The organism is Paraglaciecola sp. 20A4 (assembly GCF_011378905.1).
In the GTDB taxonomy this organism is placed as follows: Bacteria; Pseudomonadota; Gammaproteobacteria; order Enterobacterales; family Alteromonadaceae; genus Paraglaciecola.
Genome location: NZ_WTPY01000021.1, coordinates 15,489 through 39,221 on the forward strand (window position 1 = coordinate 15,489; position 23,733 = coordinate 39,221).

Sequence of the window (23,733 nt, forward strand, 5' to 3'; positions counted from 1 at the left end):
TAAAACTCAAAAAAGTCTTATAAAAAAAGGCTCCTAAGAGCCTTTTCAATTTTAAATAATGTTCTATTCGGAGATAGACTTCTTATCCGCAGCGCTATCGTATATCAAGATAGGTTTTGACTCTCCACGGATAACCGTTTCATCAACCACCACTTTACTGACATTAGACATCGACGGCAGCTCGTACATAGTATCGAGTAAAACAGCTTCAACGATTGAGCGTAGTCCGCGTGCACCAGTCTTACGAGACATAGCCTTTTTAGCAATAGCTTGCAGGGCGTCTTCTCTGAATTCCAATTCTGTACCTTCAAGAGCAAACAATGCAGCATATTGCTTCGTTAAGGAGTTTTTCGGTTCACGCAAAATTTGGATCAGCGCGTCTTCACTCAACTCTTCTAAACTAGTCAAAACAGGTAAACGCCCAATAAATTCTGGAATCAAACCATATTTAACCAAATCTTCAGGCTCGACCATTTTCAACAAATCACCTTCTTTGGCTTTATTGTTGACATCTTTAATCGCCGTACCAAAACCGATACCCGTTCCTGTATGCGCACGTTGATCAATGACTTTATCAAGTCCTGCAAACGCACCACCACAAATAAATAGAATTTTGGATGTATCGACCTGCAAAAATTCTTGTTGAGGATGCTTACGACCGCCCTGAGGTGGGACCGATGCAACCGTACCTTCAATCAGTTTAAGCAGCGCTTGTTGAACACCTTCACCGGAAACATCACGGGTAATAGAAGGGTTGTCTGACTTACGAGAAATTTTATCAATCTCATCTATATAAACGATACCGCGCTGAGCTTTTTCGACATCGTAATCGCATTTCTGCAATAGCTTTTGGATGATATTCTCGACATCTTCTCCTACATAACCCGCTTCGGTAAGCGTCGTAGCATCAGCCATGGTAAACGGAACATCGAGTAAACGCGCCAAGGTTTCTGCCAGCAGCGTTTTACCACTACCAGTAGGGCCCATAAGCAAGATGTTACTTTTGCCAAGTTCCACGCCATCATGAACATCACCATTGCGTAGGCGCTTGTAGTGGTTATACACCGCTACAGATAGCACCTTTTTGGCGTGTTCTTGACCAATGACATAATCATCGAGATGACTGTGAATTTCTTTCGGCGTGGGAAGTTCATCTTGTTTCTGTTTAGGTGCGATTTCTTTAATTTCTTCGCGAATAATGTCATTACATAATTCGACGCATTCATCGCATACAAAAACTGATGGACCGGCAATAAGCTTTCTTACTTCATGCTGGCTTTTTCCACAGAAAGAACAATAAAGTAGCTTGTTATCGCCATCTCCGCTTTGCTTATCACTCATCTATTATCTCTTCTCTTTTGGTTGACTTAGTGCGCTTTGATGCCAATTCAAAGCACAAACGCACTAAACAAAATCAACAATAACTGGTTACTTCTTCGTAGCACTATTGCTAGCGTCCGGACGGCTCGTTAACACTTGATCAACTAAACCATAGTCTACGGACTCTTGAGCACCCAAGAAATTGTCTCTGTCAGTGTCTCGTGACACTTTTTCGTAATCTTGTCCGGTGTGAGCCGCCATTAAACGATTCATCTTCTCTTTAATGGACAGAATTTCTTTTGCATGTATTTCAAAATCTGACGCTTGGCCTTGAAACCCGCCCAATGGCTGGTGAATCATGACGCGTGCATTAGGTAGACAGTAACGTTTACCTTTAGTCCCGCCAGACAACAAAAATGCGCCCATACTTGCGGCCTGGCCAATGCACACAGTGCTAACATCAGGTTTAATAAAGTTCATGGTATCATAAATAGCCATGCCAGCTGTTACGGAGCCGCCAGGAGAATTGATGTAAAGGAAAATATCCTTTTCTGGATTCTCAGCTTCTAAAAATAACATCTGGGCAACAATAAGGTTGGCCATGTGGTCTTCAACTTGGCCAACCATGAAAATGACGTTCTCTTTCAGTAAGCGTGAATAAATATCATAAGAGCGCTCACCTTTAGCAGTTTGTTCAACCACCATAGGTACTAATGCATTTGTAGGATCAAACGGTGTATTCATCATATATTTTCTTCACAAATAAAAATGCTCGGTATTTACCGAGCATTTAAGCAGTTGCAGACTAGATAAGTCAATTAACAAAAGGCAATTTACGCCTGTTTATTCATTATCTCATCAAAAGCTTTGTTTACTTCTTTCACATTTGCTTTGCTTAGAAGTACTTCAACAGCTTGCTCTTCTAACGCGACGTTCTGCATTTGCTGCATTAACTCGTCGTTAGTTTTGTAGTACTCAATCACTTCTTGAGGATCTTCATACGCAGACGCAGCTGTTTCGATCAATGCATCAACCTTAGCGGTATCAACTTTTAACGCTTCAGTCTTAATCACTTCACCAAGCAACAAACCAATAGAGACACGCTTACGTGCATTCTCTTGGAACAAGTCAGCTGGTAACTCAGGAAGATTATCAACATTGCCGCCTTGTTGCTGACTGAAACGTTGCTTCGCTTGCTCACGAAGGGCGTTAATTTCTTGATCAACTAATGCTTTAGGCAAGTCGATTACGTTGTTTGCTAACAAACCTTCAATCACTTGCTCTTTCACATTAGCTTTCAACGTTTGCTCAAGCTCACGTTGCATATTCTTACGCACTTCAGCTTGAAGTGACTCAACATTGCCATCGTCAACACCGAACAATTTAGCAAACTCTTCGTCAACGGTTGGAAGGTCTAACCCTTCGACTTTATTGACGGTAATTTTAAATTGAGCAGCTTTACCCTTAAGGGCTTCAGCATGGTAATCTTCTGGGAACGTTACATCAGCAACCACTTCATCACCGGCTTTGGCACCAACGATTGGCTTTTCAAAGCCTGGGATCATGCGATCTTTACCCATTTCTAGCTCAAAGTTTTCAGCTTTTCCGCCTTCAAACTCTTCACCGTCGATAGTACCTATGAAATCAACTGTTACACGGTCGTCTTTCTTCGACTTACGTTTAACTTCTTTCCACGTAGCGTGCTGCTTGCGTAATGTTTCCATCATAGTTTCGAGATCAGCATCGGTAATTTCTACCACTGGCTTCTCTACTTCAATTTTTTCAACATCTTTCACTTCAACTTCAGGATACACTTCAAACGCCGCAACGAACTCTAAATCTTGTCCGTCCACGTCAGTTTTCATTTCGAAGTTAGGCATGCCTGCTGGGGTGATTTTTTCTTGCACAATAGCTTCATAGAAGTTGCGCTGCATAGCTTCGCCAGCAATTTCTTGACGCACGGCTTGACCATAACGTTTCTTAATTACGCTAACGGGTACTTTGCCTGGACGAAAACCATTAATACGTTGGGTCTTACCTAACTGTTGTAAGCGAGACTTAACCTCTGAATCAATCAATTCAGCAGGAACAGTGATGGTAAGACGGCGTTCTAAACCTTGAGTCGTCTCAACGGAAACTTGCATTCTTCTACCTCAACTTTGCGCTCGACTGCGCATTTATAAAAATATTTGATGGGTTTTTTTATCTGTGGGATATGACTAAGGTAAACTTAATCCACCCTGCCCTATTCACGAGTTAAACTTTTTTGTTCGCTCGCCTATCACGTCTAGCCGGATAAAAAAGACGCAGCAGTATAGCTACACAGCGACTTTAAGTCGAGCTGAAATGCGAAATAGTTTGCTTTAAACAAGCTAAAAGGATTACTTATGATGGAGTTAAGAAAAGATATTACTAGAGGATGTAACAAAAAAGATGGTGCGGAAGGAGAGACTTGAACTCTCACGCCGTGAGGCACTGGAACCTAAATCCAGCGTGTATACCAATTTCACCACTTCCGCAAGTGGGGTGGACGATGGGGCTCGAACCCACGACAACCGGAATCACAATCCGGGACTCTACCAACTGAGCTACGCCCACCAAAGCGATAATTGTTGCCAGGTTCACATGGTGCGCCCGGCAGGACTCGAACCTGCGACCACCCGCTTAGAAGGCGGGTGCTCTATCCAGCTGAGCTACGGGCGCTCTACGAATCTTTTACAATTTAGAGAAATGGTCGGTGAGACAGGATTCGAACCTGCGACCCCTTGGACCCAAACCAAGTGCGCTACCAAGCTGCGCTACTCACCGACTTAACAACCCGAAGAGTTATTCTCTGTCTCTCAACGGGGAGCGCATAGTAAACAGATGTATTTCTGCCGTCAAACACTTTTTTAAAAGAAAATGACTGACTGCTGTTTTTTTTAGCAATTTGAATAGGAAAGCAACAAAATGTGCACAAAACATACATTTTGTTTATTGTTTCTTAAATAAATACCTTCACAGATGCTGTCATCATTTAGCTAATCATGAGCGACAAATAATTAAATAACGCAATTATTCCCCATCGAAAGTCCATCGACCATTCTTTTTGGGGCTAAATCCAATGCGGTGAAGATAATTTTCGTGCTCATAACTGTCCGCTAATGCAATTATATTTTGAAAACCAAACTGTTTTGACAGTTGTTGCCCCTTGCCAAGGACATATTGACCAAGATGACAATCACGGTAGGCCGGTATAACAAAATCAAAATCAACTAGAAAGTCCCCATTGGGTTGCGGATAACCAGATAACATCCCAACAACTTCCGTGCGTTCAGTTAAAAAGAAATATTCTCGCGTCGTGTCCGCCGACACTTTCATAAAACGGGGAAATAAATGTTTAATCTCGTGTTGATGATATTCCAAAAAGAAATCTACGTAATTCGAAGGGCGACTAACTGCCAATACAGAAAAATTGCGCTCAACATCAAAAAGCAATCTACGTAGGAAAAACAAATTCGTTAGAGTGACAAAGCCATTTAGTATGGCGACGGGATAGGCTTGAATAATAATACCGTACAAACAAAAAGACGAAGCGCCGGCTAAATTAAACCAACGCAATCTAACGATAGAGCTACGCGTTAACGAATAGGCTATTACTGCAGATGCACAATAACCAAATATTTCAACAGGGGATAATTCCAAACTACACACCTCAATATGGGATACAAACTATAGAAGCGTATATTTGTTTAGTTGCATCATCAGGGCAAGAAGATTCGATACTATTTACAAATAAACCGAGGGTGGATTGTTGAAACTGGCGCGATATGTGACAATAGACTTCCCTATTCCTTCAGTTAATTGTTTATATGCCTGCTCAAAAAATCGATGGTAAATTAATCGCCCAACAAGTGCGTCAGCACGTTGCTTCACATGTTGAATCTATTGTTTCCTCGGGCAAACGGCCCCCTGGCTTAGCGGTAATTTTGGTAGGCAGTGATGCAGCTTCGCACGTTTATGTGGCCAATAAACGTAAAGCCTGTGAAGAAGTGGGTTTTGTATCAAAATCCTATGACTTGCCTTCTACAACGTCAGAGCGAGACTTACTGGAGCTAATCGATAAGCTCAATGCGGATCAAACAATTGACGGTATTCTGGTGCAATTACCCTTGCCCGCAGGTTTAGACAGTGAACAGGTATTAGAACGTATTTTGCCGCATAAAGATGTTGATGGTTTTCATCCTTATAACATCGGCCGTTTAGCGCAACGGATACCTGCTCTGCGCCCTTGTACACCGAAAGGGATAATGACATTAATAGAATCGACTAAACGCCCTATCAAAGGCTTAGATGCGGTCATAGTCGGGGCTTCCAATATCGTTGGACGTCCGATGTTTATGGAATTACTACTGGCGGGTTGTACCGTCACTAGCTGTCATAAATTCACTAAAGATTTAGAGTCTCATGTAAGGCGAGCAGACCTACTTGTTGTCGCGGTAGGAATCTCCGCATTTATTCCAGGAGAATGGATCAAACCTGGAGCGATTGTGATCGATGTAGGCATTAACCGTCAAACAGACGGAAAATTAGTGGGCGATGTAGATTATGCCACGGCAGAACAGCGCGCCGGTTGGATAACCCCAGTCCCAGGAGGCGTAGGCCCCATGACAGTAGCCAGCCTAATTGAAAATACCCTAGAAGCTTACGTCAAGTATCACTCCCGTTAAGGCTTGCCAATTTATTGTGAAAATATCTACTCGACATAATGATGTCATTCAGTCCATCCGCACATGGCTGAGTGACATTATCATCGGACACAATTTTTGCCCTTTTGCAAAACGCGAATTCGAACGAGACAGTATCACCTATGCTGTTTGTGAGGGCATAACCTTAGATGACGCGACCAATCAATTTTTAATTGAATTACAAAACCTAGAGCAGAATAATCAGATTGAGACCAGCTTACTTATTTTCAATCATGGGTTTAGTGATTTTGATGAATATCTTGATTTAGTCTCAATGGCCCAAGCATTGATTGATAGAGGCGGTTACGGTGGCAAATTTCAGTTAGCTAGTTTTCATCCTGATTATTGCTTTGAAGGTGATTCACATGACGATCTGTCGAATTATACAAACAGATCGCCATTGCCAATTTTACATATATTACGAGAAAGTAGCCTAGACAGAGTCCTTCGTACCTATCCCGATCCTGAAAATATTCCCCAGCGTAATATCACCAAGGCCGAGCAATTAGGCCAAGCCTATTGGCTGCGTACTATGCACAAATTAAGAAGCGCAAAAATCTAATGTTAATCCTCGCTATTGAGGGGACTCGCCTTCGTCAATTGGGTATGATGGGATTGGTTCCTTGGCTTCTTTTTGCGCTTCAATCGCTAAGAAATCATCAATATTTTTATTAAGTTGCTCAGCATTAAATTTTGGAATTTGATAAATCCAATCAGCCCAATAATCACTGGGCGTTGCATTGGCGATGCGTAAAAAGGCGCTATCTTGCTGCTGCGCAATCTCGACACGAAATGCATGACCGTAAGCGGTATTAACGTCAAGTGTCACCATAGGTGTTAAACTTTCCCAGTCGAGAGACGTCGTGGGTAATAGCTGTTCAAAGTGGATCCCCGCTAAATTCAGTGCAACCGCATCCAATACTCCACCGTATTTAAGGGCTTGCGTTGGAAGCTGGTCTTTAAGAACAAAAGATTCGTCCGCGCTCGCTCTAAGTATTTGCCAAGACGCACCATCTGCTCGCGCGATACTAGAAAAATCAGATTCATCAAACGGCAAAATAGGTTGTTGTAACCACTCACTATTCGTCAGCGGCAGATTAATCGCACTATTGCTCAACCACGCTTGTGCTTGATTAGGAATGCGCAGATAACGATCATTACCGATTGTAGCGTTATTTCCCACTAAGACTTGCCAAGTTTTACCTTTGCTCGCTAATGTCACTAACGTAGCCAAACTATCGTTAGCTGAAATATCCTGTAAACCTAAGTGGTGATAATTACTTTCTTTTAACGTTTTAGGCTCGACTAATTCAGCTTGCGCGAGCGCTTGAAGCAAGGAAGCTAATTTTTCGTGGTCAACAGGAAAACGCCCTACCAATTCACTACTGTCGGTATAAACATCTGTTTGCCAACGATCATTCTCTCGCCGGGCGTTAAGTAGAATCCCGTTAGCATTGGTCAACGTTATTCTGTCAACATCTGTCGCGTGTTCAGCCAACGAGGGTAACGCCAACTGTGATTCATTTTGAGAAGGTCCCGTTTCCTGCAATAGCCAATATCCTGCGCCACAGGCTAGTATCGCTGCTATCACCAGTATTAGTAATGAACGACTCATGATTGTCCCTCCTTGGGGTTTACGGGTGCATGCACAGTTGGCTTATAGCGGCTACGAAGTAAGCGACGGCCTAACATAAGGAATAAGACCAAAATCAAAGGCGCGACAACAATATTGCCAAACTTAATCAGGTTCCCTAATTTCTCTATGTCTTTATCAAGTTGATGACGAACATCTCGCAAAGATTTACGGATCTCAATTTTTTGCTTCATAAAATCATCAATTGCTTGTTGTTGTTGAGCAGAAATAACCAACGCGCCGCCTTCGCCTTGTTGCTCTTGTAGCTGCGCTAATTGCGATTCAGTTTCATCAAGTTGTTGTTGTAATATTTTTTCCTGGTCTCGGAATTTTTGCTCTGCAACGAGCTTTAACTGATCGACCTTATCAAATGGACGAGCAAAGGTCCCTCTACTGCGGATGCTGATCAGCGCATTGCTACCAGCAAGGTTTTCAACAACATTCGTTACAAAGTCGCCATTATTCGCAAAAGGTGTCGTAATTGTCTCGCCAAAAAACGATGATTGTTGAACCCAGAAACGATCTGATAGTAAATCGGTGTCACCTACTAAGATCACATTAAAATCTCGTGTCTGTCTCAAGTGCTCCTGTTCGTCAATTCCTTCTGGCGCATACTCAAAAGCTGACTTAACGCTGCCAGTCAATCTAGTCGCTAAAATATATTCCTTGTTATCACTTTCATATTCCTGACTCAATGCCTGTGGATCACGTGTTTGCGCATATAGCGCACTATCGATAAGGTCAGAATTTTTCGTGGAGTGAAGTAGCGTAGACCAGCTTAATGAAGAGTTGCGTTCTTTACTAAAGACACCAAAAGAGGCGCCATTAATTAAATCCAAACTGGAGGTCGTCACATCTTTATCATTTAATTCATTAGCACCGTAACCCACAAAACCAAAATGCCGCGTCACATCCCCTGTTTGTGTTCTTACATCTAATCCAGCCAACGCATCTAACAATACTTGTTGCTCATTGAAATTTACGCCCCAAGTATCAAACAAACGGGATAAATTTGAGCCATTAGCGCCCATAGATGCCCCCGTCAACATACTCATCTGATCTGACTCATTGTGAGGATCAATAAAAATCAATGCCCGACCGCCATCCATGGTGTATTGATCAATGGCGTACAATAATTCATCACTTAGGGTCTTAGGGTGGGCAACTATTAATACATCTGTCCCTTTAGGTAATTCTGACGCATCACTGCCAATTTTCTCGACCACGTAAAGTTGCTGTAATTGAGTATAGAACGTCCAAGGTTGATCGAACCCACCAGTCATCGGATTTTGTCCACCCCCTACCGGTAAATCAGTCAGCAAAGTGACTTTTACTTGTTTAGGGTTAACCAGTTGGTAAATCAGTTTACTGATTTCATACTCTAAAAAGCGCTCTTGCTGTGGATCGAAAAAAGCAATAACTTGCTGATCATCCAGCGCATTAGTAGCGCCGAGTCCTAAGTAAACGGCTTCACCTGCGGTGCCAATGTTAGCTGCGGTTAAACCGAATTGATCCGCCCTGTCTTCTTTTTCCGAAAAGGCCTCGGGGTCTAGAATATGCAATTTAATTTTGCCGTTTGACCTGCCAGCGTATTCTTCAAGCAGACTTTGAACGCGCATTGCGTAATTACGCAACGTGATCATATTCTTTGATGCTTTGTCAGAAAAGAAAAAATACAAATTCAGTGGTTCATCAATTTCAGTCAATATTTGTTGGCTACCCTGGGAAAGCGAATACACATTATCTTCCGTTAAATCGACGCGATAGTTACTAAGCAATTGATTATTGAGTAGGACTAATGCACAAAATAATATGCCAATAAACAGCATACTTAACCAGGTTGTTAATCTATTACTCATGGTTAATCAGCCTTCTTTTGTTCAATAATGAGTAAACCCGCATATAACCAAGCCATGGTGACTAAGATAAAATATCCGACGTCATTTAACGCTATTACGCCTTTAGCCATTGCTTCAAAATGCGTCAGAAAACTAAAGGATGCTACCGTATCGAGTAATAATGAAGGAGCCCAACCTTTGAATGAGTCCAGCACGATTGAGCTGCCACTGACCACAAAAAGAAAGCACACTACAATCGCAAGAATAAACGCGATAATTTGATTCTTTGATAACGCAGACATGCACATCCCGATCGCGAGAAAAGCACCGGCCATCAGCCAACTACCTAAATATGCAGCAACAATAATTCCATTATCTGGTTTACCCAGATAATTCACTGTCAGCCAAATAGGAAACGTCAACAACAATGCCAAACCTAATACACTCCATGCAGCAAGAAATTTACCTAACGTCGCTTGCCATGTACTAACAGGAAGAGTCATTAGTAATTCGATATTGCCGCTTTTTCTTTCCTCTGCCCAGCTGCGCATGGCAATCGCTGGAACCAAAAATAAATACAGCCAAGGGTGAAAATTAAAGAATGCCAGCAGATCTGCTTGCCCTCGTTCGAAAAATCCTCCAATAAAAAATGCGAATACCGCGGAAAGAACAAGAAAAATGCCGATAAATACGTACGCCACAGGTGAGGCAAAGTAACCTGCAAACTCGCGCTTAAACAAGATAAATATGTGTGCCACAGCTATGCTACCTCTGTTGTTAATTCTCTGAAGACTTGATCTAAACGCCCTTGTTCAATAAACAAAGTATCGACTGGTAATTTTGCACGCTGCACATGGGCAGTGACTTCATGCAATATATGTTTTCCGGGCTCTGGAAATAAGGTAACGTGCCCCGTTTTTTGCTCCACCTCCATTTCCGCGACGCCTTCTAACTCAGCTAAACCAGAAATATCAGCAAGGTAGCTAAGATGAATGGTAACAGCCTGATAGTACCGAGATCGTTTTTGTAAACTTAAAGGGGTATCATTAAAAAGTAATTTGCCCTTAGCTATGATCATGACTCGATTACATACAGCAGTGACTTCTTCCAATATATGCGTAGAAATAATAACAATTTTGTCTTTTGCTAATTGTGTTATCAACTCACGCACTTGGTGTTTTTGATTAGGATCTAAACCATCGGTTGGTTCATCGAGGATTAGGATATCAGGATCGTGGATCAAAGCTTGCGCAAGACCAACACGTCGTTTAAATCCTTTCGATAGATTCTCGATAGGTCGATTCATCACTTCTTGAAGTTCAATTTTCTCTACTACTTCGTTTATACGACGTTCTTTTTCTTTGCCTTTAAACCCTCTAACTTCAGCGATGAATTTAAGAAATTGATAGGTTGTCATATCACCGTAAGCTGGGGCGCCTTCAGGTAAATAGCCAATGCGCTGCTGAATAGTTTTAGCATGGCGTGCCATTGATAAATCAAAAATATCAATCGTGCCACTAGTGGGCTGTAAAAAACCGGTTAGCATTTTCATCGTGGTAGATTTACCGGCACCATTTGGGCCTAAAAAACCGACAATGTCGCCCGGCTTGATATCGAAGCTCAAATCTTCGACAGCGGAGAAATGGCCAAACAATTTCGACAGGTTTTTAACAGATATCATAGTGTTCCTATTATGACAGAAAGATCGCGTGCTAAAGATATAGCGTTATAGGGTCGGTTTCAACGCCTTAGCGCAAGTGAAATAGCAATCAATGCTGTATATATAAGCATAACCTTACTTACATCAATTAAGGTATAGGACTATTTTGCCAGAACATACGCTTTTTGCTTATAGCTGAACGAAATTTCTTGGCAAAACTGCCCTGTTACCTTATTGTCTTGCGCTATGAGCATGGCAAAATCCCTATTACATACAGTCGACTTACATATACATAGTCGCTACTCAATATTTAAACGTATTTTAAACCTCATCATCGTGATTGTAATGGTGTTGTTGTTTGTGAACCTTTGGTTTGTGGATAACGATACAGCAAAGAATTGGCGAAACAAACAAAGTGCTCAATTGGGCAATAGTCTTAGCTTAATTGCCAGTAAAATTCTCGCGCAACCCATAATAGATAAAGATGAACTACGTATTACCCAAGTCCTCGATATAATGCTTAATGATCCGCATGTTGAAGGCGCGGCTGTTTATGATCAGTACGGTCAACAACTGGATCAACAGGGCACGTTGGCGACGATTGTCGAACAATATCATAACGCCCAGCATCCAGTTCCACTGGTGTTCGTGCAAGATATTCGAGTTAATAATCAAATATACGGCTATGTGCGTCTATTACTCAATGAGAAGAGTGTTATGGCCCTGCACAGCGCTTATCAAGCTCAATTACGTAAACAAACCCAAGTATTGGCATTATTAGCAGCATTAGCCGCTTTATTGTTGACTAGAATTTTCTACAAAATACGCTATCGCCACTACATACACTCGCGTGACAAACCTATCAACGCGCAAAAGAATGAAACGGCCAAACGTTAACGACCCCTCGAACTTAATATATTTGGTAGTATGTCTAACGTGTTCCGCAAACAGGCCAGCTGTATTTCTTCGGCACATTCAGGGCGAAGCAACTGCAATTCTTGCAAAATTAACGGCAAATAACTTGGGGTGTTGCGCTCACCTTGCTTGTTGATAATTGGCATGTCTGGGGCATCGGTTTCCAATACTAAGCTCGAAAGTGGAACTTGGCTTAGCACTTTGCGTGTCTTTTGTGCACGAGGATAAGTAATCGTGCCGCCAACCCCTAACTTAAAACCTAGCCCAATATAAGTCTCAGCTTCATATAAGCTGCCGGAGAAGGCATGAACAATGCCTGCGTTACTAAATTTTTGCTGCTTTAACATGCGAATTAACGCATTGTGGGAGCGTCGGTGATGAATAATCACTGGGAGTTGATGCTTTTGAGCGATGACTAGTTGCTCGCGAAAGGCGAACTCTTGAATATCAGCACAGATTGTTAGGCTGTAATCCAAGCCTATTTCTCCTACCGCCACAACGACACCATGCTGGTCTCTTAAGTTCTCGTCAAGTAGACATAAGTGAGAGTCATTGAAGTCTTGCAGAAAATACGGGTGAATACCTAAGGCAAATTTTAGTTGTTTATATTGGCCGCATAATGCAATTAAACGTTTCCACGTGTTAGCTTGGGTGCCGGGGATCACTATCTGCCTTACCCCAAGCTCTTCACACTTAGCTAGTACCTCTGCTCGGTCACAATCAAAGGCGGAAAAATCTAAGTGGCAGTGGCTATCAATCACAATGTAGAGCGACTAAGGCATTAATCGTTGGATAGACCAATCTTTGCTTTCGTTACGACTAAAAGCAAAACGGTCATGCAGGCGATGCTCGCCCCCTTGCCAAAACTCAATATTCTGCGGTTCTACTTTAAAGCCTCCCCAAAACTCTGGCGCAGGAATATCATTATCCGCAAATTTCATTTTGGTTGCTTCAAATCGTGCCAGTAAAGCATCACGACTTTCTATAGGCTCGCTCTGTTTTGAGGTCCATGCTGCTAACTGGCTTGACAGTGGCCTTGACGAAAAATAACGCTGCACATCTTCTCTGCTTATCAATGAAGCATAACCTCGCACCAAAACTTGTCTTTCAAGAGGATGCCAAGGGAAATGCAACGATATATTTGGGTTTTCTGCTAATTCTCGCCCCTTACGGCTACCAAGGTTGGTATAAAAGACGAAGCAGTTATCTACTACCCCTTTTAAAAGCACGATACGCTGAGACGGATGTCCGCGACTATCAACAGTCGCGATAACCATAGCAGTAGGATCAGGTAAATCAGCTTTAACAGCGTCGTCCATCCATAAAGCAAACTGTGCAAAAGGGTCTTGCAATAAGGTATCTTCAGTAAGACGACCTTGGCTATACTCACGCCTGATTTGACTCAAAGGCTGCATAATTTACTCCTTCAAAAACAGATAACGATTGATCAATATGACGACGCAAGCAATTTCCGTTTAAATTAGGTGTCTTGACCGTATCCTAAACTGCGCAATGCACGTTCATCGTCAGCCCAGCCAGATTTAACCTTAACCCATAGCTCTAAAAAGACCTTAGTATCAAACAAATGTTCCATATCTTTTCGCGCTTCAGCACCAATAGTCTTCAGGCGTTGCCCCCCCTTGCCTATCACCATACTTTTTTGGCTATCGCGCTCCACTAAAATTAAGCCATTGATGCGATACACACCGTTATCTGCCAACATAAATTGTTCGATTTCAACAGTCACGGAATATGGCAACTCATCACCGGTAAAGCGCATTAATTTTTCGCGAATAATTTCGGCAGCCATAAAACGGCTAGAACGATCGGTAATATAATCTTCTGGAAAGTAGAACTCACTCTCTGGTAAGACTTCATTCACCATATCCCGTAATTGGGTAACGTTTTTGCCATTTTTTGCAGAGATAGGCATTATTTTATTAAATGCATGTTGCTCACCTAGCCACTTTAAATGGGGCAACAAGATTTCTTTATCTTTCACATTGTCTGACTTGTTCACAATCAACCAGCAGTCAACGTTACTCTGCTTGATTTTCGTTAACACCATTTGGTCGTCATCGGTCCAACGGGTACCTTCAACGACAAATAAAACCAAGCCAACATCAGCAATCGAGCTAGAAGCAGCGCGATTCATGAAACGGTTAATAGCGCGTTTTTCTTCAATGTGTAAACCTGGGGTATCAACGTATACTGCTTGACGATTTTCGTGGGTGTCGATACCCATAATGCGATGACGAGTGGTTTGCGGTTTACGCGAGGTGATACTCACTTTTTGCCCAAGTAGCGCATTGAGTAGGGTGGATTTCCCTACATTAGGACGGCCAACGATGGCAATCATTCCACAATAAGTGATATCAGACATTTTTTAAATTCTCGAGTGCTTGCTTTGCCGTGAGCTGTTCAGCTCGGCGTCTACTTTTTCCACGGCCGACAACGGGCTTATTAAGCCCCGCAACTGTACATTGCACAGTAAAGGTCTGATCGTGGGACTTGCCGCTAATGTCGGTCACTTCATAATCCGGTAAGGGAAGTTGTCGACCTTGTAAATATTCTTGAAGACGCGTTTTATGGTCTTTAGGGGTCTCATCAGGGTTTAACGCATTAATACGTTTCGCAAACCACGCTAAAATAAGTGGTTCACAGCCTTGCATACCGACTTCCTGATAAATTGCGCCGATAATAGCTTCAACAGCATCAGCAAGAATCGAATCCCGTCGATGACCACCACTTTTAAGCTCACCCGGACCGAGTAGCAATAAATCACCTAACGCAAACTCTCTTGCCACTTCAGCAAGGGTGTCGCCCTTAACCAAACTTGAGCGCATACGCGTTAAATTGCCTTCCGGCTGCTTAGGGAATCGTTCAAAAAGTGCTTTTGCGATAACTAAACCGAGCACAGCATCCCCTAAAAATTCGAGACGCTCATTATGGTTTGAACCCACACTTCTGTGCGTAAGCGCAATCGTTAAGTTTTGCCTATCGGCAAAGGTGTAGCCAAGTTTGGTATATAAGGGCTTGTAAGGATCAATCAACTGCATCTAAATAATGCTACCGACTCGATTAAACCGAACATCAGTTGGGATCCAGCCTGGTACCCAACTGCTGGGGGCACGATCAAATTCGAAGCTGATCCAAATAGCCACAGCCTTACCGACCAAATTATCGTCAGGTACAAAACCCCAAAAACGACCATCTAAACTGTTATCTCGGTTATCGCCCATCATAAAGTACTGACCTTCAGGCACGATCCACTCGTCGGCTTGTGTACCGGGCTGTTGATAGTAATCTTGCGTGCGATTTAAATTATTCGGTAAGCGGAAAATGTTATGGGTAACCTCCCCTAGTTTCTCCTGATACTTCTCAAGAGGAACAAAGTTTTGGTACGCTTCGCCGCGGTCGATAAAGTTAAGTTCTACCGGTTCGATAGCCGGACAGTTTTGACTGGTATCACAAGCAGGCTTAATAAATAATTGCTTGTTACGATATATAACGGTATCACCCGGCAGGCCAATAACACGCTTAATATAATCTTGGCTAGGATTTTTAGGGTATTTAAAAACCGCGACATCGCCACGTTCTGGCACACCAGTATCCCAAAATTTACTTCTAAAAACGGGGTCTTTTACACCATATGCATACTTTTCAACTAAGATAAAATCTCCAACCAAAAGAGTAGGCATCATTGAGCCTGAAGGAATTTGAAAAGGTTCGTATAAGAATGAGCGCAAGACTAAAACGAATGCAATAACGGGAAATATTTGCTGCGCGGTATCCACTAACCATGGCAACGTCTGTTCTTGTGGGTCACCTGTTACATTGGAGCCATCTTCGGCAACCACTGTTCGCTCTTTTCGTTTTGGAGCAAACATTAGCGAGTCAGCTAACCAAATAAGTCCTGACGCAACTGTCAGAACCACTAAGAACAATGAAAAATAGTTTGCCATTTACTTACCTACCTTGAGTAATGCAAGGAACGCTTCTTGAGGAAGCTCAACGTTACCGACTGACTTCATGCGCTTCTTACCATCTTTTTGCTTTTGGAGAAGCTTCTTCTTACGACTTACATCACCGCCATAACACTTAGCTATCACGTTTTTACGCAATTGCTTAATCGTGCTTCGGGCCACTATTTGGTTACCGATAGCAGCTTGAATAGCGATATCGAACATTTGTCGAGGAATTAACTCACGTAACTTTTCTACTAACTCTCGACCACGAGATTGTGCGTTGTCTTTGTGGGTAATCATCGCAAGTGCATCCACACGTTCACCGTTGATCAGAATATCGAGTCTAGACATTTCTGCTGTTTGGAAGTGTTTGAAATTGTAATCAAGTGATGCAAAACCACGGCTTGTTGATTTCAACCTATCGAAAAAGTCCATAACTACTTCAGCCATAGGCAATTCATAGGTCACCGCTACTTGCTTACCGTGGTAAGTCATACTTGTCTGTACGCCACGCTTGTCGACACATAAGGTAATAACACTGCCTAGATATTCTTGTGGCACAAGAATATGCGCTTCTACGATAGGCTCATGAATTTCTTCAATTGCATTTACCGCAGGCAATTTAGATGGATTATCCACATACAAAGTTTCTCCGTCAGTGGTGATCACTTCGTATACCACGGTGGGTGCGGTGGTAATCAGGTCTAAATCGTATTCGCGCTCTAACCGTTCTTGAATAATTTCCATATGCAACATGCCTAAGAATCCAATACGGAAACCAAAACCAAGTGCAGAAGAACTTTCTGGTTCATAGAACAACGACGCATCATTTAAACTAAGTTTAGCGAGTGCATCACGAAAATCTTCGTAGTCATCCGAACTGATAGGGAAAAGCCCCGCGTAAACCTGTGGTTGAACTTTCTTGAAGCCAGGTAAGGCTTTATCCGCTGGATTGCGCGCTAGCGTAATAGTATCACCTACTGGCGCGCCGTGAATTTCCTTAATACCCGCAACAATAAAGCCAACTTCACCGGCACGTAAACACCCTGTGTCTGTTGCTTTGGGAGTGAAAATCCCCACTTTGTCAGCTTGATGAACTACACCCGTCGACATAATTTTAATCTTGTCGTTTTTACGCAGTTCACCTTGAACAATACGCACCAACGACACAACACCTTGATAGTTATCAAACCACGAATCAACAATTAGAGCTTTGAGTGGCGCATCGATGTCACCTTCAGGAGGCGGAATTTGGCGTACGATGACTTCAAGTACATCTTCGATACCCACACCCGTTTTTGCGGAACAACGCACTGCGTCTAGAGCGTCAATCCCGACTATATCTTCGATTTCTTCAGCTACACGGTCTGGTTCAGCTTGAGGTAAATCGATTTTATTCAAAATCGGCACCACCTCCATATTTAAATCTATGGCTGTATAGCAGTTTGCTAAGGTCTGAGCTTCAACGCCTTGGCCTGCATCAACTACCAAAAGTGCGCCTTCGCAAGCAGCTAATGAACGAGATACTTCATAAGAAAAGTCCACATGCCCAGGCGTATCGATAAAGTTAAGTTGATAGGTCTCACCGTCTTTTGCTTTATAATTGAGCGTCACACTCTGCGCTTTGATAGTAATGCCGCGCTCGCGTTCAATATCCATTGAATCGAGAACCTGAGCTGACATTTCTCGTTCTGTTAAACCACCACAGTGTTGGATTAACCGATCTGAAAGTGTCGATTTACCGTGGTCAATGTGGGCGATGATAGAGAAGTTACGTATGTGCTTGTGTTGCATAGACTTTTGAAATGTACCTAGTACGTTTTGCCTGCCCTAAGCGTAATTTTGCAAGCAGCAGATATGTGCTCAAGGAAATTAGGGGAACAAATAAAATTAATTAGACGCGGATTTTACAATTTTATCAGCCAATTTGCGATAAAGAACTCAGAAGATATGCATAATTAATGCACGAAATATGATTTAACCCTAGATGTTCGTCACATCAATGCAATCTACCTGAGTTTTCAAGGTAGGTAAAACGGCTAATAAGTGAGGCTCGAATCGACTTTTACTATGTTGAGCGATATAACGTTTTACACCTAAGAAGCTAGCTATCGCCGCCAAGAGTGAACACAATATAACCCAACCTTCACTGTGAATTGAAAAATTGGCGAGTAATAAAGAACTTACCACAGCCGCTGTTATCATAGTTAAAAGCGGCAACATATAAACAAGTAGTGAAGCACTCAATAACATGGCTTCAGGAATACCTAGCTTTACGTCCTGACCAATAGATACACTTTCTTGGCAAGGTAACCACAACGCATCTCGTTTATTTGCAAGCGCGCGAGCAATGACCCCCGTACCGCAATTATCTTTGGCGTGACAGCTGCCACAAGTAGACTTCACTTGCGTGGCAATTTTAATGTATTGCTGGCCTTGGTTATTTCGAACTTCAACAACTGTCCCTACTTCTTCAATCATACTAAGGTGTTGTCGCTAGGTGAATTGAATTTGCTATATGATTGGCTGTTTCAGGAGGAAGCTTACCCACCACGGTGACATTGAGTTTACCCTTATTAAGGGTTAACAAGGTGTCAGACTCATGACGTAAAAGGATATCTTGATTAATACCGTCGTTTTGGCTTTCTCGCATATAGATAGACACATCAACTAAACCATCACTTAGCATAACGTACTCAACCGATAAGCCAGTAATGGGCAGACGATGAATATCACGTTTAACTTCAACCATACCCACTGGCATGTATGCGATATCCCATATAGCTTTAGTATGCGCTTGAGGCCTTAGTTCTAGCACTTCAGGTAACATCGCAGGTTCAATTTTCTCAAAAAAATCATCTGGTTGTTCTGTCACATGACACGCGGTCACCTGAATTTGTTCGAGTAACTGTCCATTCAAATCCACAAGGTTCATTTTAAGCATTAAACCTGTTTCTTGATCAAGCCAAACATTCATACCAAAACGTGATTTGTCTTTGCTAACAACGCGAATTTGTTGCGCCGCTCTACCTGATACGCGGCTGCGCCCTACCATGACAAAATCATAACTTGCTTTGATTTCATCAGGCTGTTGAAAAAACTCGCTGGGAAAAGGACCATTAATAACGTTCGATTGCAAACTATAGGGAGGAACGTTAGGTTCAAAGTAGCTGACTTTATTGCCAATACGTACCACTTCTCTACCCGGCCCGTTAAGCAAGTTAAGCTGTTCCATTTTGACACCCTGCTCACTGACGCCATGACGCCATAGGTATGGTTGAGAGTCCACGCCGGGTTTAAGTAATACAAATGAAATACTGTAATTTAAATTGCGGTGCGCATAAGCCATTTTTTCAAGCCAACCGTGAGCACTGTCGGAAGGAAAAGCTTTAATCTGCTGAGTATATGAATCCGGCGGTGTACTAACAGAAATACTCTCGTGGACATCATTATCAGCTTGAGCGTTTATATCAGCTTGAGCGATATCGTCAGATTGCCCAATACTAGAGAAGGATAAAAACGTTAGGCAGACAAGCGAAATCTGCCTAATGAATTTAGAGGATCTATCTTTGCGGTATGTTTTCAACGTTGCTTGACTGTTCAGTGTCATATAACTCTACTTCAGATTCATCCGGTGCGGCTTTAAAACGTAATTGCTGCTTATGGTCGTTTAAATAGGCGTTAATGACTCTACGTTGTTCAGATGCATCAGCTCTTGGTAGTGTACGCGTTTGCTCTAAGCTAACGGGTGATAACCCACCTTGTATACCTAATAACGCTGGAGCTGAATTAAACGGTTGCTCAACTTCAGGTTGATTAAATTGCTGCACACCAATGATCATCGCCACCGCTACTGAAGCCGCAACAGCCATTTGCCCACCTTGCTTGGCAAAGGGTACCACAGAACTAATCAATGGTAGATCGCGCCATGATTTTTTCGGAGCGAGAATCGCTGGTTCAGACACTAATGCCGCAGCTACGTTTGCAGCAATATCGAAGTTAATTTGCGCTGCCATCTCTTTGCGAAGCCCATCACGGATCAGGTGATAACTTTGCCATTTGTCAGCCAGTTCAGCATCACTCTTTATTGCATCTAATAGCTGTTCATCGTGTAGTTCACCATCAACTAGAGCAGATAAATTTTCAATCTTTTGCGTCATATAACAAGCTTCCTGAATATACGCTTAAATAAACTGTCACTTGAAATAAAAATCTATCTCAAATTACTGTGGTAACTGCAACGTCATCGTTAAAATTTTGACGATGCGTTACCGCTATAGCCTTTGCTAGCGTTGCAACAAAGGCTGAATGACCTTATCCAATGCTTCTCGAGCTCTGAATATACGTGAACGAACAGTCCCAACTGGACAATCCATCACGTTGGCAATTTCTTCGTAACTTAACCCTTCTAACTCTCGTAGGCTAATTGCCATACGTAAATCTTCGGGTAACTTATCCATCGTATCAAACAGTAATTTTTCCATTTGAACCGACATTAAATTCTTTTCTGGCGAATTATTTTCTTTCAGGGCATCACTGCCATCATAAAAATCCGCATCTTCTGCATCTACGTCGCTCGCTGGGGGCTTTCTGCCTTGCGAGACTAAATAGTTTTTAGCGCTATTTACGGCTATACGATATAACCATGTGTAAAAAGCACTATCGCCCCTAAAATTAGGTAATGCACGGTAAGCTTTAATAAATGCTTCTTGTGCTACGTCAGCAACGTCACCGGAATTCTTCACATATCGTGATACTAAATAAGCCACTTTGTGTTGGTACTTAACGACCAACAAACCAAATGCGTCTTTATCTCCGCGTTGCACTTTTTCAACAATTTGCTGATCTGTTAACTGCTCGCTCATTCGAGCCAATACTCCTGATACAAATACTATTCTGGCTCATGCAAGCACTATAATTGACCATGCCATTTGCAATAAGTTCGTTTTGTAAGAATTTTTTTCAAAATAAATTCGAAATATTTCCCTAAATACCGCTAAGCGGTGCATCTTGCCATTAATATCATTGTATTTCTTACAACATTAATTAGTATTGCTGCACTCTATTAGCATTATTGGTGTAGTTTACCCTATGCACTCCACTGTTGAACATCGTTGTGACGTACTAATTATAGGCAGCGGCGCTGCGGGCCTTAGCCTAGCGTTGAAACTTGCCGAGCATTGCCAGATTATCGTATTAAGTAAAAGTAGTTTAGCCGAAGGATCAACCCGTTACGCGCAAGGTGGTATAGCGGCCGTTTTTGATGAAGACGACTCGATTGAATCCCACGTTAAAGATACGCTTATGGCTGGCGCAGGTTTATGTGATGAGCAAGTTGTACACTTTACTGCTTCTCGCGCTAAAGCTTGCATGCAATGGCTGATAGACTTCGGCATGCCGTTCGATCAAATGGCCGATAGTGCTGGCGGTGAGCAGCGCTATCACTTAACCAGAGAAGGTGGCCACAGTCACAGGCGCATATTGCACGCTGCCGATGCGACGGGTGAAGCCGTTCAGGTAACACTTATTGAAGCCGTAAAGCAACACCCAAATATTCACATTTTTGAGCGTTATAACGCAGTCGATCTAATTAAAAGTAAAGCGTCACCTAATCAATTGCTAGGCGCTTATGTGTGGAATCGTAAACAAGAACATGTCGAGGTTATACGCAGTAAATTTACGGCTTTAGCGACTGGCGGTGCGAGTAAAGTCTATCAGTACACATCAAATCCCGATGTATCCAGTGGCGATGGTATCGCAATGGCGTGGCGCGCAGGTTGCAGCGTGGCAAATATGGAATTTAATCAATTTCATCCAACGTGTTTGTTTCACCCTGAAGCGCGTAATTTCCTTATAAGTGAGGCGCTGCGAGGCGAAGGCGCATTTTTATGCCATGCCGATGGCACCCCTTTTATGCAAAAGTTTGATGAACGTGGTGATTTGGCCCCCAGAGATATTGTTGCTCGGGCCATCGACTTCGAGATGAAACGCCTTGGCGCCGACTGTATGTATTTAGACATCAGCCACAAACCTGCTGACTTCATTAAAAAGCATTTTCCTAATATCTATCGTAAATGTCGTGCTTTGGGTATAGACATTACACGTCAACCAATTCCAGTTGTGCCCGCAGCGCATTATAGCTGTGGTGGTGTAGTCACTGATTTTAACGCAAAAACCGATCTAAACAATTTATACGCGTTGGGCGAGGTTGCTTACACCGGCCTACATGGTGCAAACCGCATGGCCAGCAACTCGCTGCTTGAATGCATTGTATTTGCTCATTCGGCAGCTGAAAATATTATTCAACGTCTTGCTGAAAAAGACTCGAGTGAAGAAATTCAGCCTTGGGATGAATCTCAAGTCGGAGATTCAGATGAAGAAGTAATTATCCAACATAATTGGCATGAGTTACGCCTTTTCATGTGGGATTATGTCGGGATTGTGCGCACCAACAAACGTTTGGCTCGGGCTCAACACCGTATTGAATTATTAAAGCAAGAAGTTGATGAGTATTACTCGTATTTTAAAGTCAGTAACAATCTTTTGGAACTGCGAAACTTGTTAACCGTAGCAGAACTGATCGTTAAGTGCGCCCAGCAACGTAAAGAGAGTCGAGGCCTGCATTATAATCTAGATTATCCCGACTTGGTTGAGAACCCGACTCCATCCGTTATTGCTGGGAAAATCACTAAATAGCTTTCAACTCCCCATTTAGGTGGGGGGTGTCACCTTTTTCGCTATCAACAGAAAAATTAACTGCTTCTTCATCTGCCCTTCTCTCTTCAAGCGCCAAGTTTTCACTCAGTGATGCAGAAAAACGCACGCTATTTGGTAGTAATATCGGTTTAATAAACTGTACGTGCGTCCTGAAGCCTTTGGTAAATAGCTCAGGTGTCAGTTGCTCAAGTGCAGAAATACAACGGGATTTTGTCCACATACCATGGGCGATAGCCTGCTTAAAACCAAATAATTGCGCACTTAATTTGGATAAATGAATTGGATTATAGTCCCCAGAGGTCCGAGCATACCGACGTCCTAAATCCGTGCCTAATTCCCAAGTTTGCTTTATGTCACGCACTCGTTGCCCTAATGAATCATTTTGTAAACTGAACCCCATCTGCACTTGATCATGCGTAGTACTTCTCTTTTTTATTTCACTGCTGTTGTCTTGAGTATACGAATACGCAGCGCTACGATATAAATTCGTACTCGCAGATGACCAACACAGCTCACCATTGACCTTTATATCGGTAACGATTGAAAACACTATCCCTTTAGAGTGAGACTTTATATCCCTAAAATAACAACTAAAAACACAGGCATCAGTGGCATATAGGGGTCTATATTGCGTAATTTCATTAGCTATATGTACGATTCCTAATAGAGCAAAAGGAAATTGTTTTTGCAGCATTAGCATTAGGTGTAATGGAAAACTCATTACATGCAAGTAACAGGGGTGTAAGGCTTGCCCTTGCCAGTTTGTTACTTGATGAAACTGATTAAATTTTTTTTCTTCAACGCGGGGCGCAGCGTATCGTAATATTGTTGTAGGAAGGGCGCCAATGTTAGCCTCAAGAAGTCCCCGACCATCGCGTTTGAACGCAGCTTGTAATAATAAACGTCCTGAGCTTGGCAACTTGGTCAATAACGTCATAAAAATCGACCTATGTGC

The 23,733-nt window shown here is 42.5% G+C and carries 23 protein-coding genes and 4 tRNA genes; 4 read left to right on the top strand and 23 right to left on the bottom strand.

Annotated elements, in window-relative coordinates:
- Positions 1-63 precede the first annotated feature (63 nt).
- The 8 genes from clpX to GQS54_RS16560 form a co-directional block, all read right to left on the bottom strand.
- Positions 64-1,341: an ATP-dependent protease ATP-binding subunit ClpX gene (gene clpX / locus GQS54_RS16525; protein ID WP_158770828.1), complete on the bottom strand. Its 1,278-nt coding sequence runs from the start codon at positions 1,339-1,341 to the stop codon at positions 64-66.
- Positions 1,342-1,428: 87 nt separating this feature from the next.
- Positions 1,429-2,067: an ATP-dependent Clp endopeptidase proteolytic subunit ClpP gene (gene clpP / locus GQS54_RS16530; protein WP_166425060.1), complete on the bottom strand. Its 639-nt coding sequence runs from the start codon at positions 2,065-2,067 to the stop codon at positions 1,429-1,431.
- An 86-nt stretch (positions 2,068-2,153) separates the two neighbouring features.
- Positions 2,154-3,464 (bottom strand): trigger factor, encoded by a 1,311-nt coding sequence (gene tig, locus GQS54_RS16535; RefSeq protein WP_166425061.1) that lies wholly within the window; start codon positions 3,462-3,464, stop codon positions 2,154-2,156.
- A 290-nt stretch (positions 3,465-3,754) separates the two neighbouring features.
- Positions 3,755-3,839: transfer RNA gene (locus GQS54_RS16540), tRNA-Leu, on the bottom strand.
- Between the two features lie 3 nt (positions 3,840-3,842).
- Positions 3,843-3,918: transfer RNA gene (locus GQS54_RS16545), tRNA-His, on the bottom strand.
- Positions 3,919-3,946: 28 nt separating this feature from the next.
- A tRNA-Arg gene (locus GQS54_RS16550) sits at positions 3,947-4,023 on the bottom strand.
- Between the two features lie 28 nt (positions 4,024-4,051).
- Positions 4,052-4,128: transfer RNA gene (locus GQS54_RS16555), tRNA-Pro, on the bottom strand.
- Between the two features lie 246 nt (positions 4,129-4,374).
- Positions 4,375-5,004, bottom strand: a complete 630-nt coding sequence (locus GQS54_RS16560) for a GNAT family N-acetyltransferase (RefSeq protein WP_166425062.1) — start codon at positions 5,002-5,004, stop codon at positions 4,375-4,377.
- A 167-nt stretch (positions 5,005-5,171) separates the two neighbouring features.
- On the opposite strand from GQS54_RS16560, the gene folD reads away from it, so the two are divergent.
- Positions 5,172-6,029 (top strand): bifunctional methylenetetrahydrofolate dehydrogenase/methenyltetrahydrofolate cyclohydrolase FolD, encoded by an 858-nt coding sequence (gene folD / locus GQS54_RS16565; protein ID WP_166425063.1) that lies wholly within the window; start codon positions 5,172-5,174, stop codon positions 6,027-6,029.
- A 16-nt stretch (positions 6,030-6,045) separates the two neighbouring features.
- The gene (locus GQS54_RS16570; RefSeq protein ID WP_166425064.1) at positions 6,046-6,609 is read left to right on the top strand and encodes a DUF1415 domain-containing protein; all 564 of its coding nucleotides are present in this window, start codon (positions 6,046-6,048) and stop codon (positions 6,607-6,609) included.
- A gap of 12 nt (positions 6,610-6,621) precedes the next feature.
- Here the strand turns inward: GQS54_RS16570 and GQS54_RS16575 are convergent, their stop codons facing one another.
- From GQS54_RS16575 to GQS54_RS16590, 4 genes are read right to left on the bottom strand one after another with little or no spacing between them, the layout of a single operon-like run.
- Positions 6,622-7,662, bottom strand: a complete 1,041-nt coding sequence (locus tag GQS54_RS16575) for a DUF4340 domain-containing protein (protein WP_166425065.1) — start codon at positions 7,660-7,662, stop codon at positions 6,622-6,624.
- A complete protein-coding gene (locus GQS54_RS16580) occupies positions 7,659-9,539 on the bottom strand; it encodes a Gldg family protein (RefSeq protein ID WP_166425066.1) in 1,881 nt (626 codons plus the stop codon). Before GQS54_RS16580 ends, GQS54_RS16575 begins: the two co-directional genes overlap by 4 nt.
- 2 nt (positions 9,540-9,541) lie before the next feature.
- A complete protein-coding gene (locus GQS54_RS16585) occupies positions 9,542-10,276 on the bottom strand; it encodes an ABC transporter permease (protein ID WP_166425067.1) in 735 nt (244 codons plus the stop codon).
- Between the two features lie 2 nt (positions 10,277-10,278).
- Positions 10,279-11,199, bottom strand: a complete 921-nt coding sequence (locus GQS54_RS16590; protein WP_166425068.1) for an ABC transporter ATP-binding protein — start codon at positions 11,197-11,199, stop codon at positions 10,279-10,281.
- Positions 11,200-11,430: 231 nt separating this feature from the next.
- Here GQS54_RS16590 and GQS54_RS16595 point away from each other — a divergent pair, with 231 nt between their 5' ends.
- Positions 11,431-12,075, top strand: coding sequence for an AhpA/YtjB family protein (locus GQS54_RS16595; RefSeq protein WP_240919978.1), 645 nt, complete (start codon positions 11,431-11,433; stop codon positions 12,073-12,075).
- Here GQS54_RS16595 and GQS54_RS16600 read toward each other — a convergent pair.
- From GQS54_RS16600 to rpoE, 10 genes are all read right to left on the bottom strand, one after another.
- Positions 12,072-12,854 carry a TatD family hydrolase gene (locus tag GQS54_RS16600; protein ID WP_166425070.1) on the bottom strand — a complete coding sequence of 261 codons (783 nt, stop codon included), beginning with the start codon at positions 12,852-12,854 and terminating at the stop codon, positions 12,072-12,074. The two genes, GQS54_RS16595 and GQS54_RS16600, sit on opposite strands and share 4 nt — an antisense overlap.
- Positions 12,855-12,866: 12 nt before the next feature.
- Positions 12,867-13,508 carry a pyridoxamine 5'-phosphate oxidase gene (gene pdxH, locus GQS54_RS16605; RefSeq protein ID WP_166425071.1) on the bottom strand — a complete coding sequence of 214 codons (642 nt, stop codon included), beginning with the start codon at positions 13,506-13,508 and terminating at the stop codon, positions 12,867-12,869.
- Positions 13,509-13,573: 65 nt separating this feature from the next.
- On the bottom strand, positions 13,574-14,476 hold the full coding sequence (gene era / locus GQS54_RS16610; RefSeq protein ID WP_166425072.1) for a GTPase Era: 903 nt from the start codon (positions 14,474-14,476) through the stop codon (positions 13,574-13,576).
- On the bottom strand, positions 14,469-15,152 hold the full coding sequence (rnc, locus tag GQS54_RS16615; RefSeq protein WP_166425073.1) for a ribonuclease III: 684 nt from the start codon (positions 15,150-15,152) through the stop codon (positions 14,469-14,471). The genes era and rnc overlap by 8 nt, the downstream gene beginning before the upstream one ends.
- The gene (gene lepB, locus GQS54_RS16620) at positions 15,153-16,058 is read right to left on the bottom strand and encodes a signal peptidase I (RefSeq protein ID WP_166425074.1); all 906 of its coding nucleotides are present in this window, start codon (positions 16,056-16,058) and stop codon (positions 15,153-15,155) included.
- A complete protein-coding gene (lepA, locus tag GQS54_RS16625) occupies positions 16,059-17,855 on the bottom strand; it encodes a translation elongation factor 4 (protein WP_166425075.1) in 1,797 nt (598 codons plus the stop codon).
- A 189-nt stretch (positions 17,856-18,044) separates the two neighbouring features.
- Entirely contained in the window at positions 18,045-18,542 is a 498-nt protein-coding gene (locus tag GQS54_RS16630; RefSeq protein WP_166425076.1) for a SoxR reducing system RseC family protein, read from the bottom strand.
- A 1-nt stretch (position 18,543) separates the two neighbouring features.
- The gene (locus GQS54_RS16635; RefSeq protein WP_205967804.1) at positions 18,544-19,671 is read right to left on the bottom strand and encodes a MucB/RseB C-terminal domain-containing protein; all 1,128 of its coding nucleotides are present in this window, start codon (positions 19,669-19,671) and stop codon (positions 18,544-18,546) included.
- A complete protein-coding gene (locus GQS54_RS16640) occupies positions 19,625-20,221 on the bottom strand; it encodes an RseA family anti-sigma factor (RefSeq protein ID WP_166425077.1) in 597 nt (198 codons plus the stop codon). The genes GQS54_RS16635 and GQS54_RS16640 overlap by 47 nt, the downstream gene beginning before the upstream one ends.
- 126 nt (positions 20,222-20,347) lie before the next feature.
- Positions 20,348-20,926 (bottom strand): RNA polymerase sigma factor RpoE, encoded by a 579-nt coding sequence (gene rpoE / locus GQS54_RS16645; protein ID WP_158770846.1) that lies wholly within the window; start codon positions 20,924-20,926, stop codon positions 20,348-20,350.
- Between the two features lie 226 nt (positions 20,927-21,152).
- On the opposite strand from rpoE, the gene nadB reads away from it, so the two are divergent.
- Positions 21,153-22,757, top strand: a complete 1,605-nt coding sequence (gene nadB, locus GQS54_RS16650) for an L-aspartate oxidase (protein WP_166425078.1) — start codon at positions 21,153-21,155, stop codon at positions 22,755-22,757.
- Here nadB and GQS54_RS16655 read toward each other — a convergent pair.
- On the bottom strand, positions 22,750-23,715 hold the full coding sequence (locus GQS54_RS16655) for a MaoC/PaaZ C-terminal domain-containing protein (protein ID WP_166425079.1): 966 nt from the start codon (positions 23,713-23,715) through the stop codon (positions 22,750-22,752). The two genes, nadB and GQS54_RS16655, sit on opposite strands and share 8 nt — an antisense overlap.
- Positions 23,716-23,733 lie beyond the last annotated feature (18 nt).